The sequence below is a fragment of the Brachyspira sp. SAP_772 genome (assembly GCF_009755885.1).
Classification (GTDB): domain Bacteria; phylum Spirochaetota; class Brachyspiria; order Brachyspirales; family Brachyspiraceae; genus Brachyspira.
In genome coordinates this window covers 411,473-426,589 of the sequence record NZ_VYIX01000002.1, presented here as the reverse complement: position 1 = coordinate 426,589, position 15,117 = coordinate 411,473, and the positions used below count along the sequence as shown (strand labels likewise).

Sequence of the window (15,117 nt, the reverse complement as noted above, 5' to 3'; positions counted from 1 at the left end):
ATACCTAATTTTCAAAATATTATACTATAATCAACACTAATGTCAATAAATATAATAGTATAAATTATTAAGTAATAAGTATTATATATAAAAAATGAAATACTGAAATATTGACATAAGTATAAATTATTGATATCATTAAAAATATTTAAAAATAATTTTAAAAAAGAGGTAATTAAATGTTCACAGCAACTTTATATGCACAAGGTCAGGCAGGAGCTCAAGCAGGAGGAAGCCCATTAGTATCAATAGGTATGATGGTAGCTATTTTTGCTATATTCTACTTTTTACTAATAAGACCACAAAAAAAACAACAACAAAAATTAGCTCAAAGCATAGCTAACCTTAAAAAAGGCGATAAAATAATTGTAGCTGGCGGTATAGTAGCTGAATATATTTCTGATAAAGAAGGCGGAAGAGTTGCTATAGTGAAATTAGGAGAAAATACAAAAATAGAAATAATAAAATCTTCTATATCAGCAGTAGTTAGCGATGAAGTTCTTAATGCTAAGAAAGAAGAAAAGAAAGATAAAAAAGCTATAGAAGAAAAAAATCAAATAAAAGAAGAGTTAGAAAAAGCACAATCTGAAGACAAAAAAGAATAATAGAAAAACAATAATAAAGAAAAATAGGAAAACAACATGAGTCATAATTTAAGGCTAGCATTCATAATTATAGGTCTTGCTATCATGGGTTGGTTTATCACTCCTACAGTGAGATGGTATTTTTTTACATCAGAAGATAAAAAAGAAGAAAGTAATATGTCATTAGATGAGATGATATCTAAAGGCTATACAAAAGAGCAAATTGATGATATTCAGTCACTTAAACGTCTTAGAAGTGAGTCGGTGAATTTGGGATTAGACTTACAAGGCGGTATAAGGATAGTACTTCAGGCGGACTTTGAAGATTATGCTAATAGATTAGATAGAACTGCATTATCTTTGACAGCTGAAGAGAAAAATGATGCTATGGAAAGACTTATATCTAGATTAAGAGGAAGAATTGACCAATTTGGAGTTAGTGAAGTTGGCATAAGAAAGCAAGGCGATGATAGAGTGGTTGTTGAACTTCCGGGTGCTAGAGACCCAGATAGAATTAAAAGCGTTGTACTTAGTCAGGGTGCTCTCACTTTCAATTTGGTAGATCAAGAAGCTTCTGCTACAATTACAAGCAATGACTTGCTTTTAGGTGTTTTCACTAATACTGCTAAAATACCAGAAAATGATAAGCAAGTTTATTTTTATAGCGAAAAAGATGACTTTGGAAGAAGAATAAGAGGAGCTCCTGTATTTATAGAAAAAGAGGCTTCTTTAGATGGTTCTGCTTTAATTAATGCTAATGTAGGCGGGGGACAATTTGGAGAGGTTACTGTTGAGTTTGAACTTAATAACGAAGGAGCTGAACAATTTGCATTAGTAACTGCTGCTAATGTTAATAGAATGCTTGCCATTGTGTTAGACGATAAAGTAATAAGTGCCCCTAATATCAATCAAGAGATTAGAGGAGGAAGGGGTGTTATTACAGGCGGATTTACTATAGAAGAAGCTCAAGATTTGGCTAGAATACTTAAAGAAGGTGCTTTACCTTTAAAAGTAAGTGTTGTAGAAGAAGAGGTTGTAGGTCAATCTATAGGTGCTGACTCTGTTAAGGCTGGTACTACTGCTTTATTTATGGCGGCAATTTTAGTTGCTGTATTTATGATAGCTGTATATAGAGTATCTGGAGTTTTATCTACAATAGCTATGCTTATAAACGTTATATTAATTATTGCTATACTTTCTCCTTTGAGATTTACTCTTACTTTGCCGGGTATTGCTGGTCTTATACTTACTATAGGTATGGCAGTTGATGCTAACGTTATTATATTTGAACGTATAAAAGATGAATTAAAAGTAAAATCTAATATTTCTGATGCTATTATATCTGGTTATGACAGAGCTTTTGCTACAATATTTGACTCAAACATTACAACAATAATAGTAGCTTTAATACTATGGATATTTGGAAGCGGTCCTGTACAAGGTTTTGCAGTTACACTATTCTTTGGTATTTTAATAAACCTATTTACTGCTGTATTTATTACTAGATATATATATGAAGAAATTATTCGTACAAAACTTGTGAAGAAAGCTGGATTCTTCTTTATTTAATAAAATAAGGATTTTATAGTATGAGCGAAAATATTAAAAAAAATAATGATGTTAAAAAAACTGAAAATAATGATATAACAAAAAATAAAATTCCTTTTGTTAAATTTATGCCTATTGCTGCTGTTATATCAGGTATATTATTTATAGCTTCTATTGGGCTTTTTATAAACAAATTAACTACTAATAGCTTTAATATGGGTATAGATTTTGCAGGCGGTGTTGAATTACAAGTAAAGATTGACAATCCAGAAGTAATTAATATTGCTGAAATAAGAAATCTATATAGAAACTTTGGAGCAGAAACTGTTAATATACAAGAGCTTGAAGGAGAAGATAATATTAATGCTTTTCTTTTAAGATTTAGAGGCTCTAATGAAGAATCAGACAGAGCTATGCAAGTACTTTATGATGAATATACTCAAGAAAAAGTAACACTCATAGGAAGTAATATTATAAGCGGAGTTGTATCTTCTGATAATTTAAAACTAGCTTTTATACTTGTAATAGTGTCTTGGATTATCATTATGATATACATTACTATAAGATTTAATTATAGATATGCTTTTCCTGCTATTATCACTCTTATACATAATGTTGTTATAGTATTTGGTATACTTTTATTTTTGAATAAAGAGTTTTCTGTATTGGTTTTATCTTCAATGCTTACATTAATAGGTTATACAATAAACGACATAATAGTTGTATTTGATAGAATTAGAGAAAATGCTGATGTTAAAAGACCATTTAAAGAGATTGTTAATATAAGTCTTAATAATGTTGTCGGCAGAACTGTAATTACAAGTATTTCTACATTGCTTGCTGCTCTTGCTATAATGATATGGGGCGGATTTATACTTTATGATTTTGCATTTACATTCTTCTGCGGTGTAGTGATAGGTACTTATGCTAGTAACTTTATTGCAAGCGGTCTTTTAATATTATTTATGAAAGGAAAAAAAGCATAATTTAAAGAATGATATAAATGAAAAAGAATAATATTTTTATTGTACTTATAATATTTTCTCTTATATTTTTAACATTGACTGTGATATACAATGTATACACAATAGGGGCAAATAATAATATAACAAAAGCAATAGATAGTACTAGCAATGTTTTAGCAGAAGATATGAGAAATGAGTATATAAAAATATTATCCTTATATTTTAAAGAACAGCTAATAAATGAAACTAATCAAAATATAATAAATGAATTAAATAATTTTATAAAAGAAAATACATCATCAATATCATCTTCAAACTTTAATAATTTAAAATCATCTATTAATAGTATCATACAATTAAGAAGCAGAAACACAACTTATATTTTATTATTTTTAGCTATATTCACATTTATATTAGGCTTAATAATTAATTTACTTACTAATAACAATAAAGAAAAAAATAATATTCAAACTACAAAAAAGATTGTAAAAGAAGAAAATGAAAAAAAAGAAGAAAAACCTAATATTATTATTTCTAATGAAATAGATAAAAAAGCAATTGAAATAAATAATATGTATAAAGTTTTAGTAGAAGAAATAAAAAATGCTAAAGAAGATAATGCTATGGAAATACTTGAAAAGATATTTCAAATAGATGCTAGAAATTATTTAGCTTTAAATGGTGCTGGAATACTTTATACAAAAATATATACTAAAAATGGAAATAGTACTTATTTTGTAAAGGCTGATAAGTTTTATGAATCTGCAATTTCCATATATAATAAAAATAAAGATATTCTAAACAATAAAGCAATATTATATTCAACAAGATATGGTAAAGATAATAATAATAATGATTATAATACAGCTTTAAGTATTTTTAATAATGCTATTTCTTATAATAATGATTTTGATATTATTCACAACAAAGCAACTCTAAATTTATTAAATTACAAAATTACAGCAAATGCCGAATCTTTTGATGAAGCATTAAAAGAGTACAATGAATTATTAGAAATAGATCATCACAATATATATGCATTAAATAATAGAAGCATGCTTTATTTTGATAAATACAAATATACTAAAGATAAAAAATATTTTGAAAAATCAATAAAAGATTGTAATGATGCATTTAGTATTGATTCAAAAGAATCTTTAGAGTCTAATGGAAATCCATATTATATATATAAGTTTTAATTTTTCATTATATAAAAAATATTATATAAAAAAAGCAATGAGATTAATAAAAATCCCATTGCCTATAAATAATTTATTCAATTAAAAATTATTTTTTCTTACATCCTTTTTTTTGACAGCCTATAGCATTTGCTATTTCTTCGTCTATGACAACTACGACGTCATTATGAAGTTTAAGGAAAGTTACAGGACATTTAGTTGTAATTTTATCACCTTGAAGAAGCTCTTTCATGGCATCAGCTTTTGCTTTACCTATAGCAGCTATAACTATTTTTTTAGCCTTTAATATTCCGCCCATACCCATACTAAATGCTTCTTTTGGAACATCTTTTTCTGATGCAAAATATCTTGAATTAGCTTTAATAGTTTTTTCATCAAGTTTTACACATAAAGCATCTGCATGTAAGAATTCATCTGGTTCATTAAAAGCTATATGACCATTAGGACCAACTCCTAAAAGTTGCAAATCTCTGCTATATTTATTTAATTTATCATTAAATTCTTTTAAATTCTTTTCTTTATCTCCTATACCCTTAGGAACAAAAGTATTTTTTTTATCGATATTAACATGGTTAAATAAATTAGTATCCATAAAATATCTATAGCTTTGTTCATTTTTTCCATCTAAACCTTTATATTCATCTAAGTTTATAGTTCTTACATTTTTAAAATCTATTTCCTTTTTCTGATAAGATTTTATAACATGAGGATAAACAACTTCAGCTGTGCCCCCTGTAGCAAGACCTAAAACAGCATCTTTTTTCTCTTTTAAAAGATTAATAATTTCAGATGCAACTTTTTTACCAACAGCATTAGCATCTTTAGCAATAACTAATTTTAATCCCATAATAATTGCTCCTTTTATTGTTTTTATTTATTTTTCATAAATATTATCCTGTTTTTAAAATTATAACATATGTAATATTTATTATCAAATAAAATAAAATTATTATTTATTTTTTAACGCATCATTCAACTCATTATATATTTCATCAAATAATGCCTTTTCATTTTTTAAACCTGTTACTTTTAGAATTACATCTGATAAACTCTCACTGTCAAGCATTTTTTTAAGTTCTTTACTTTCATTATCATCTTCACTATAAAACTGAAATGCTGCTATAACACCTTTAAGTAAATTATCATGTTTAAGATTATACTCTAATGTTCCTCTTATTGGTTTAATAAGTCTGTCATTATAAGATAATTTACGCATAGGTTCTCTTCCAACTCTAAAAACAGAATCTTCTAGGTAAGGATTAAAAAATCTGCTTAATATCTTTTGTATATAAGCCTCATGTTCATCTTCTTTAAAACCATGTCTTTTTATTAACACTTCCCCGCTTTCTCTCATGGCTCCCAATACTACATTCTTTATATTTTCATCATTAATAGCATTATATATAGTATCTTTATTATTCTGACATCCTAAATATGCTGTAATAGCATGACCTGTATTTAGTGTAAATAATTTCCTTTCAACATAAGCATCTAAATTTTGTTTTAAAGAAAGTCCCTCAACCTCAGGCAAATCTCCTATAAATACATCTTTATCAATAATTAAATCAGCAAAATTTTCGCAAGTAACAGTAAGAGGATCTTCATTTTTTATAGTAGGTACAATACAATCAACAGCAACATTAGGAAAAGCAACTATATCATGCATACATCTTTTAACATCGTCTTTTAGAAGAGCATAAACACTTTCTTTAAGTTTAGAAGAAGCACCTGTGGTATTTTCACATGCTATAACATTTAATGGCTTATCATTTTTTAAATCAAATCTTCTATTAATAGCTTTAGCTACAAAAGGTGCTATTTTAGGAAGTATATTAACTCCGACAGCAGTAGTTATAATTTCTATTTCATCAAATAATTTTAAAAGACTCTCCTCATCTCTTGGAACTTCATCTACATTATCTATAACAAGAGTTTTATCAAAATCTTTACCAAGCATTCTAACATTGTAAGAACCTCTTTTAGAAATCATTTCTAAAAGATCTAAAAGAACATCAGAAAAATATACCTTATATCCAGCTTCATGAAATAATCTTCCAACGCATGCTCTTCCTATATTTCCTGCACCTATTTGAATCATTTTTTTCATAAAATTATATCCTTAATTAATTTTTATTATTTTCTTTTATTTTATCTACTATTTCGTTATAGAAATTTTTATCCATAAAATTATTAATACTTAAATGTATCTTATTAGGCATTTTTGCTTTAGCTAAATTAGTTAATGATTTTTGTGTTATTATTATATCAGCAGTGTCATCTAAATTAGAAATAGCGGAGTTTACTATAGTTATAGTATCTAAACCTTTTTCTTTAGCAATTTTTTTAAGCACTGTAGCTCCCATAGCACTTGAACCCATTCCTGCATCGCATGCTACAACTATCTTTTTTATTTCTAATTTTTTTATTGCATCTTCAAAATTAATTTCTGTTATTTCTACAGCATCATTATTAGATGAAGCATTATCAGAATTTGTTATTTTATTAGATTTGCTTTTTTCTATAGCCTCTTCTAAATCTTCTTCAGGAGCTCTTTTTACAAATATTGAAGCAATTAAGAATGTTACAACAGTTGCAATTACAACACTTGATATTGTAGCTAAAAATCCGCCTTTAGGTGTTACAGCTAACATTGCTATTATAGAACCAGGAGCAGGAACAGCTATTAATCCGCCTTTAAGTATTAAAGTAGTTAAAACTCCGCTCATACCTCCAACAATTAATGCCAATATTAATATAGGATTCATTAATATATAAGGGAAATATATTTCATGTATTCCACCAAAGAAGTGTATTATGGCAGCACCCGGAGCAGTAGCTTTAGAACGTCCTTTACCAAATAGAGTATATGCTAATAATACACCTAAACCAGGTCCAGGGTTAGTTTCTATTGTAAAGAATATTGATTTACCAGCTTCTGCAACCTGTTGTATTCCTATAGGAGAGAAAACTCCATGGTTTATAGCATTGTTCAAAAAGAATACTTTAGCAGGCTCTACTAATATTGAAACTAAAGGTAATAATTTCAAATCAACTAATACTTGTACTCCAGATGATAATGCACTGCTTATAGATTCTACTACAGGACCTATTATAAATAAAGATATAATTGCCAAAATCATACCTAATATTCCAGCAGAAAAATTATTAACAAGCATTTCAAAACCAGTAGGTATTTTAGGAGTAATTACTTCGTCTACTTTTTTTATTAAAAAAGCACCCAATGGACCTGTAATCATAGCACCTAAAAACATAGGTATATTTGAACCTACTATTACACCTGCTGCCATTATACTTCCAACAACTCCTCCTCTATGTCCATAAACCATATTACCACCTGAATATGCTATTAATATAGGAAGCAGATAAGTAAGAATTGGGGAAACTAAACCATTTAAAGTTTCATTTGGAAACCAACCTGTAGGAATAAAAAATGCTGTTATCAATCCCCATGCGATAAAAGCGGATATGTTTGGCTGCACCATATTACTTAAGTATCTGCCAAATTTTTGAACTTTATCCAATTTCATAATAAAATCTCCTTGAAATTTAAGTACGATTATTATATCATATTTTCTTATATTGTAAAATATTTAACACTTTAAATAGTGATTATAATAATTTTTTTATATTTTAAGGGATATTATATGGATATTATAAAACCTAAAGCTATAATATTTGATTTTGATGGAACATTAGTAGATAGCGAAAGTGTGTATACAAAATCATTAATAGTTACTGCTAATAAAATGAATGTACTTAAAGATATAGACTTCGAGTCTATGACTGGTATGCAGACAAATGATATAAGTAAAATTTTGAAAAAGGAAGGGCATTATATTCCTGATAACTTTTTTTATGAAACAGAAAAACATTTTTATAAATTATTAGGAAGTAATTTAAATTTATTTGAGGGTGTTATTGAAACTTTAGAAAGGTTTAAAGATTTAGATATTGTAATAGCCTCTAATAGTAATATTGAATATGTACAAAAATATTCTGATATAAAAGGTATATCTAAATATATTAAAGGATATTCTTGTCATAATGAAACATTAAAAGCTAAGCCTGAACCAGATTTATTTTTGAATGCTTTTGAAATGTTGAAAAAAAGAAACAAGGATATAACAAAAGATGATGTTGTTATATTTGAAGACAGTTTAGCAGGTATTGATGGAGCTAAAAAAACTGGAATAAAAATAGTGGCAATTACAAATAGTTATAAAAGAGAAGTATTGTTAGAACATGGTGCTGATATTGTTGTAGATAAAATAAGTGAAGCTATTAATTATTTAAATATTTAAAACATAATAAAAAAGGGAAACTAAAAAATAGTCTCCCTTTTTATTTATTATCATTAAATTACATATCGCCTATAAACTTATACATTGGGAATTTTTTGCATAAAGCTGCTACTTTTTTAGCAACAGAAGCAACTACTTTTTCATCATTAGCATTACTTAATACTTCATCAATATATTGAGTAAGCTCCATAACATCTTTTTCTTTAAATCCTCTAGTAGTAATAGCAGGAGTACCAAGTCTAATACCGCTAGTAACCATTGGAGATTCTGTATCATAAGGTATGCCGTTTTTATTAATAGTGATATGTGCTTTATCTAAAACTGTTTCTGCAAGCTGACCTGTAATGCCTTTAGATTTTTTTACATCAACTAATATTAAATGAGTGTCAGTACCTCCTGAAATAAGTTCATAACCCTTAGAAATAAACATATTAGCCATAGCTTCAGCATTTTTTAAAACCTGCTCTTGATATTTAACAAATTTAGGGTCAAGTGCCTCTTTAAAACATACAGCCTTAGCAGCAATAACATGCATTAAAGGTCCGCCTTGTATTCCGGGGAATATGCTCTTATCTATTTTTTTAGCTAATTCTTCTTCAGTAGAGATAATATATCCGCCGCGAGGTCCTCTTAAAGTTTTATGAGTAGTACCTGTAACAAAATGAGAATATGGCACAGGGCTTGGATGAAGTCCCGCAGCAACTAATCCAGATATATGAGCCATGTCTACCATTAAGTAAGCACCAACCTCATCAGCAATCTCTCTAAACTTTTTGAAATCTATTTGTCTAGGATAAGCACTTCCGCCTGTTACTATTAATTTAGGTTTTACTTTTTTAGCTATATCTCTTACTTCATCATAATCTATTTGCATAGTATCTTTTCTAACATTATAATGTTCAAAATTATAAATCTTACCAGAGAAGTTAACATTTTTACCATGAGTTAAGTGTCCGCCGGAATCAAGAGACAAACCCAAACAAGTGTCACCCGGCTGAAGTATTGCCATATAAACACCCATATTAGCCTGCGAACCAGAGTGAGGCTGTACATTTATAAAAGGAGCTTTAAATAATTTTTTTGCTCTTTCTCTTGCTAAGTTCTCAACAACATCAACTTCACTGCATCCTCCATAATATCTCTTAGAAGGATAACCCTCAGCATATTTATTTGTAAATATAGAACCCTGTGCTTCCATTACAGCACGTGAAACTATATTCTCACTAGCAATAAGTTCAAGTCCGCTTATCTCTCTTTTATACTCGTTTTTCATTGCAGCAAATATCTCTTTATCAGCACTCTTAAGAGGAACTTCTGATACATAATATTTAGGAGCAGCAATTTTTTTCTCAATCTTTTTAGAATCTTTCTTTGCAGCAGCAGAAGCTTTTTTAGAAATAGCTTTTTTGCCAGAAGATAACTTCTTAACAGATTTCGATTCCTTCTTTAAAGAATTTTTAGTATTTTTTTTAGATACAGCCATAATCTCCTCCAACGAAAAGTTATTATATTTAATAAACTTTGATAATAAAAAATTATTAAATGATATTTTTGAATTTATATTAATGATATACTATCATCATTTTTTTTTCAATGAGAATGTTTGTTAATTTTGAATTATTTATTTTTCTTTTTATTATTTTTTGCGTTTTATTTATTATAATTTCGATATTAATTATAAATTTATAACTATTACATAGAGGGTTTTATGAAAATAACTTTGGATATGTCTGTATCAACTCTACTAGATTCTTTTGACAGAGAATTTGGAATTACTTTAGGAATATATAAAGGAGCTAAAAAATCTAATGATATAAAATTATTTGAAATAGCAGATCCTAGAAAAAATCAAAAAGCTTCTATTGTTATAGATAAAGATACTAGTGTTGAAACTTTAGAGGCTATGTTTAGAGATAAATTTGGAATTAGAGTACAAGTTAAAGATAGAGATGGAAATACTGTAAGCCAATCAAGCACTTTAGGAGGAATAAGAAGATTATCAAAAGACGATATTGAAGAAGAGGAAAGACATAAAAAAATATCTTTGGTAGATGATGATGAAATTGAAGAAGAAGAAAATAAAGAAGTAAAAAAAGATAAAAATAAAGAAAATATAAAAAAAAATATCGACAAGAAAAAAAATAAAACTTATCTTTTAAATATTCATTCAAATAAAACTAATAAGCATGTAACTAGTCCTGAAGAAAAAATGAAAGATATAGATAAATATTATTTAAACTTCCAAAGAACAGAAAGATACAAGGCTATGCTTAATCTTTTATCTTGTATAGAAGAATCAAAACTATTATATCCAGATTCTGAGGATTTGATTAATCATATAAATGATATAAAAATGAAATCTGTTAATATTTCTAATGTAAGCATTAAAAAAAGAAAATTTGCTATATTTGTATTGATAATAATAACAGCAATATTTTCTCTTATTAGTTTAGGTATATGGGGATTTGATTTTTATAATAAAATAAAAAAAGAAAAGATGATAGAAAGCATAATAAAAGATATTGATAATTTGCGTCTTCAAAAGGGAAGTTTAATGGAAAGCGGCAATATTGCAGAGGCTAGTGCAATAGATGAAAATATTAACTCAAAATCTGAACAAATAAACATTATAAAAAATGACAAAAAAGTTTCTCTTGCATACTATTCTATATCGCTTGCTGTTTTACTTGCTATAATATTGTCAGTTTGTATGGTAAGACTAAATAAATTTGATGTTACTTCATCGAGGTTTAGAAAAGAAAATTAATAAAAAGATATAAAAGAATTTAAAAAAAATAAGAAGCCTTGAAAAATAATCAAAGCCTCTTATTAGTTATTATATATTAATTAAAATCTTATACCTACTTGTCCGCCAACATCGAATGCCCCAAATGTAATTTTTTGCGATGTATTTTTAAATTGCATAGAAGGGAAATCATAAGACATATAAATACCTAAAGTAAAGTTATATAATAGAAGAAAATCTAAACTTGCTCTAATATATGGTATATACAAATTATCAAATTGGTCTTGTAATTGTTTTAAGTTATATTTTTGAGTATTTTCCCCGCCGCTATTTGACTTTGTATACATGCTTCCGCCAAGAGGGAATTTAATACCAGCACCTACACCTATAGATAAAAATAATACATCTATTTTTGGCATTAAACCTATACTCAAACTATCAAAACTTAAAGACATAGCACTTGTATCATATTTATAAGCAAAAACATCTCTCTGATAACCTAAATCTAATGATAATCCTAAAGAAAGAACAGCTAAATCAAAATAATAATTAGGTCTTAAATAAACTCCTCCCTCAAAACCAGCATCTGGTTTATAAATTTGACTTTCTTTACCATCTTCAAATAAAAAACCAACACCTGCACCAAGAGGCACTGTGATATCAACACCAGCACCGCTTTTAGCCATAAGTGTTGTACTCATAGTCATTACAAATAATGTAATTATTAATATAACTTTTTTCATTTTTTTATTCTCCATATTTGAATTCATATTTAACAACAAATTGTATATAAAATAGTTAAAAAGTCAATTATTAAACATATAAATATTTAACATAGTTTTTAATACAAATTTTAAGCCCCATCATAAATAATGACAGGGCTTTTTTAAATAATTAAAATAATTAATTAGAATATTTTATTTAAGAAACTAAATTTTTAACTGAATCTCTGCCTGCATTCAAAGCTTTTTCATTTCCGGGTAGGAATTCTTTTTTTCTCTCGCCAAATACTTTTAAGAAAGCCTGCTGAATACTATCAAAAGAAACAATATTTTGAAGTGTGAGCAAAGCACCAAGCATAACCATATTAGCAGCCTTAGGGTTACCAATATCGCCTGCTATTTTGTTAGCTTCCACATAAGCCACACGAATATCATTTCTTGAAGCTTTTTTTTCTATTAGAGAAGAGTTTATAAGAAGAACACCATTAGGAAGAATATCTTTTTCAAATTTAGTTAAGGAAGGAAGGTTCATTATAACAGCAGCAGTAGCATCATGCGAAACGATAGGAGAGCCAACTAGTTCATCGCTCACAACCACAGAGCAATTAGCAGTACCTCCACGCATTTCAGGACCATAAGAAGGACACCAAGTAACATGCTTGTTTTCTATCATGCCCGCATAAGCAATCATCTGCCCCATAGACATAACACCTTGTCCGCCAAAACCAGCAATAATTAATCTTTCTGTACTCATATATGCTTACCCTCCTTGTTATTAACCATCATTTCTAAAATTGCCAAGCGGATAATGAGGAATTAAATATTCTCTTATCCATTTATGCGATTCTGTTGGAGATATACCCCAGTTGGTAGTGCAGCTTGTAAGCATTTCTACTATAGAAAAACCCTTTCCAGCAATCTGATTTTCAAAAGCCTTTTTGGTAGCCATTTTAGCCTTTCTAATATTTGCAGGACTATCCAAAGCAACTCTCTCAACAAAAGTAGCACCTTCCAAAGTGGCAAGCATCTCACAAACTCTTATGGGTTTACCAGCTCTATGGAAATCTCTTCCAGCTTGAGTAGTTGTAGTTCTTTGGCCTTCAAGAGTTGTAGGAGCCATCTGACCGCCAGTCATACCATAAATAGCATTGTTTAAGAAAATAACAGTAATGTTTTCACCGCGTGCTGCAGCATGAATTATCTCCGCAGTACCAATAGCAGCCAAATCTCCATCGCCTTGAAGCGTAAACACCACGCTGTCAGGAACTGCCCTCTTTACTCCAGTAGCAACTGCAGGAGCCCTACCATGTGCCGCCTGCTGCATATCGCAAGAAAAATATTTATAAGCAAGTACAGAACACCCTACAGAAGCTATACCAACTGCTCTGTCTAATACCCCTAGTTCATCTAAACATTCTGCAATTATTCTTTGTGATGTTCCATGCATACAACCGGGGCAATAATGAGTCCTGTTGTCTGTAAGCCCCTTAGATTTTTCAAATACTATCATAAAATACCTCCTGCAAACTCTTTAACATGCTCTATAATCTCATAAGCCGCAGGAACTAATCCGCCAGCTTTACCAAAAAACTTAACAGGTGCTTTGCATTCAATAGCAAGCTTAATATCATCAATCATCTGTCCCATACTCATCTCTATAGAAACATACATTTTGCAATGCGGATTATTAAATGCTTGTACAGGAAAAGGCCATAAAGTTTGCGGGCGAATCATACCTACCTTTTTGCCCTCTTCTCTAAATGTGTCAACAACTCCCCTTACAACCCTAGACATAGTGCCGTATGAAACAAGTATAACATCAGCATCATCTGTTTTATAATTCTCTGCCCTTGCTTCTTTCTCTTTTATTTCATTATATTTCTCTTGAAGATGTATGTTATGTTCATAAAGTAATTCAGGCTCTAAATAAAGTGAATTGATAATATTTTTCTCTCTTTTACCCCTAGTTCCATTAGCAGCCCAAGTTTTCTCTTTTAATTCATATTTAGGTTTATATACAATATCTACAGGCTCCATCATCTGCCCAATAAATCCATCAGCAGCCACATAAACAGGTGTTCTATAATGGTCAGCAATATCAAAAGCTTCCATTATCATGTCCGCAGCTTCCTGTAAATTGGCAGGAGCTAAAACAGGACAATTATAATCACCGTCTCCGCCTCCTCTAGTCATCATGTTATAATCACTCTGAGCAGGCTGTATGCTTCCAAGACCGGGTCCGCCTCTCATAACATTAAGTATAACGGCAGGAATCTCAGCACCAGCTAAATATGATATACCCTCTTGTTTTAAAGCTATTCCCGGTGATGATGATGATGTCATAGCACGCACTCCAGCTCCTCCCGCACCATAAACCATATTGATAGCTGCAACCTCACTTTCTGCCTGCACAAACTTTCCTCCAGATTCATACATAGCCTTAGACATAAACTCTGGTATCTCATTTTGCGGTGTAATGGGATAGCCAAAAAAACATTTGCATCCTGCAGCAATAGCCGCAGTAGCCATAGCTTCGTTTCCTTTCATCAAACTTCTAGCCATAATTCTTATTTACCCTCCTTCTTCTCATCAAGTCTCTCTACTTTTATACATATATCTGGGCACATCATGGCACAGTTAGCACAGCCTATACATTTCTCCATATCTGTAACCGCTGCAGGATAATACCCCCAAGAATTCATATTTTCCTTATCTAAATACAATATCTTGGTAGGACATACAGATACGCAATTGGAACAACCCTTACATTGTTCACTATCAATAATAACACGACCTTTAGCCATATTACCTCCATTTATTTTTTGATAAAATTTATAATAATCACATATATGCTAATAACAAAATTTGCTTACCTATAACTAGTATATTAAAAAAATAATGTTTGTCAAAATATTGGATATTATTTTAAGTGATTAGCAAAATTTATGAATGATAATATATAACTATTATTTATAGTAATAAGTGTCTAGTTTATTAAAGAACTAAAGCATTTATTTTCTCATATAGTAAT

At 29.2% G+C, this 15,117-nt stretch carries 15 protein-coding genes; 6 read left to right on the top strand and 9 right to left on the bottom strand.

Features of this window, described 5'->3' with window-relative positions:
• The first annotated feature begins 179 nt into the window (after positions 1-179).
• Genes yajC through GQX97_RS07070 form a run of 4 tightly spaced genes read left to right on the top strand, consistent with a single transcriptional unit; the run spans position 180 to position 4,296 of the window.
• A complete protein-coding gene (gene yajC / locus GQX97_RS07085) occupies positions 180-605 on the top strand; it encodes a preprotein translocase subunit YajC (RefSeq protein WP_157151250.1) in 426 nt (141 codons plus the stop codon).
• Between the two features lie 36 nt (positions 606-641).
• A complete protein-coding gene (gene secD, locus GQX97_RS07080; protein WP_157151249.1) occupies positions 642-2,153 on the top strand; it encodes a protein translocase subunit SecD in 1,512 nt (503 codons plus the stop codon).
• A gap of 20 nt (positions 2,154-2,173) precedes the next feature.
• Positions 2,174-3,118, top strand: a complete 945-nt coding sequence (secF, locus tag GQX97_RS07075; protein ID WP_157151248.1) for a protein translocase subunit SecF — start codon at positions 2,174-2,176, stop codon at positions 3,116-3,118.
• 17 nt (positions 3,119-3,135) lie between these two features.
• Positions 3,136-4,296 carry a tetratricopeptide repeat protein gene (locus GQX97_RS07070; RefSeq protein WP_157151247.1) on the top strand — a complete coding sequence of 387 codons (1,161 nt, stop codon included), beginning with the start codon at positions 3,136-3,138 and terminating at the stop codon, positions 4,294-4,296.
• A gap of 88 nt (positions 4,297-4,384) precedes the next feature.
• On the opposite strand, the gene GQX97_RS07065 is transcribed toward GQX97_RS07070, so the two are convergent.
• The 3 genes from GQX97_RS07065 to GQX97_RS07055 form a co-directional block, all read right to left on the bottom strand.
• Positions 4,385-5,143, bottom strand: a complete 759-nt coding sequence (locus tag GQX97_RS07065; protein WP_157151246.1) for a glucosamine-6-phosphate deaminase — start codon at positions 5,141-5,143, stop codon at positions 4,385-4,387.
• Between the two features lie 102 nt (positions 5,144-5,245).
• The gene (locus GQX97_RS07060) at positions 5,246-6,403 is read right to left on the bottom strand and encodes a mannitol-1-phosphate 5-dehydrogenase (RefSeq protein ID WP_157151245.1); all 1,158 of its coding nucleotides are present in this window, start codon (positions 6,401-6,403) and stop codon (positions 5,246-5,248) included.
• A gap of 16 nt (positions 6,404-6,419) precedes the next feature.
• A complete protein-coding gene (locus GQX97_RS07055) occupies positions 6,420-7,844 on the bottom strand; it encodes a PTS mannitol transporter subunit IICB (protein WP_157151244.1) in 1,425 nt (474 codons plus the stop codon).
• A gap of 117 nt (positions 7,845-7,961) precedes the next feature.
• On the opposite strand from GQX97_RS07055, the gene GQX97_RS07050 reads away from it, so the two are divergent.
• Positions 7,962-8,618, top strand: coding sequence for an HAD family phosphatase (locus GQX97_RS07050; RefSeq protein ID WP_157151243.1), 657 nt, complete (start codon positions 7,962-7,964; stop codon positions 8,616-8,618).
• Positions 8,619-8,676: 58 nt separating this feature from the next.
• On the opposite strand, the gene glyA is transcribed toward GQX97_RS07050, so the two are convergent.
• Entirely contained in the window at positions 8,677-10,101 is a 1,425-nt protein-coding gene (gene glyA, locus GQX97_RS07045; RefSeq protein WP_157151242.1) for a serine hydroxymethyltransferase, read from the bottom strand.
• Positions 10,102-10,326: 225 nt separating this feature from the next.
• On the opposite strand from glyA, the gene GQX97_RS07040 reads away from it, so the two are divergent.
• Positions 10,327-11,385, top strand: a complete 1,059-nt coding sequence (locus GQX97_RS07040; RefSeq protein WP_157151241.1) for a hypothetical protein — start codon at positions 10,327-10,329, stop codon at positions 11,383-11,385.
• An 80-nt stretch (positions 11,386-11,465) separates the two neighbouring features.
• On the opposite strand, the gene GQX97_RS07035 is transcribed toward GQX97_RS07040, so the two are convergent.
• The 5 genes from GQX97_RS07035 to GQX97_RS07015 all read right to left on the bottom strand — a co-directional run bounded on the left by GQX97_RS07035 (position 11,466) and on the right by GQX97_RS07015 (position 14,890).
• A complete protein-coding gene (locus GQX97_RS07035; protein WP_157151240.1) occupies positions 11,466-12,107 on the bottom strand; it encodes a hypothetical protein in 642 nt (213 codons plus the stop codon).
• A gap of 178 nt (positions 12,108-12,285) precedes the next feature.
• On the bottom strand, positions 12,286-12,840 hold the full coding sequence (locus tag GQX97_RS07030; RefSeq protein WP_157151239.1) for a 2-oxoacid:acceptor oxidoreductase family protein: 555 nt from the start codon (positions 12,838-12,840) through the stop codon (positions 12,286-12,288).
• A 21-nt stretch (positions 12,841-12,861) separates the two neighbouring features.
• Positions 12,862-13,596: a thiamine pyrophosphate-dependent enzyme gene (locus tag GQX97_RS07025; protein ID WP_157151238.1), complete on the bottom strand. Its 735-nt coding sequence runs from the start codon at positions 13,594-13,596 to the stop codon at positions 12,862-12,864.
• Entirely contained in the window at positions 13,593-14,648 is a 1,056-nt protein-coding gene (gene vorB / locus GQX97_RS07020) for a 3-methyl-2-oxobutanoate dehydrogenase subunit VorB (protein ID WP_157151237.1), read from the bottom strand. Before vorB ends, GQX97_RS07025 begins: the two co-directional genes overlap by 4 nt.
• 5 nt (positions 14,649-14,653) lie before the next feature.
• Entirely contained in the window at positions 14,654-14,890 is a 237-nt protein-coding gene (locus tag GQX97_RS07015; protein WP_013244455.1) for a ferredoxin family protein, read from the bottom strand.
• Between the last annotated feature and the right edge of the window lie 227 nt (positions 14,891-15,117).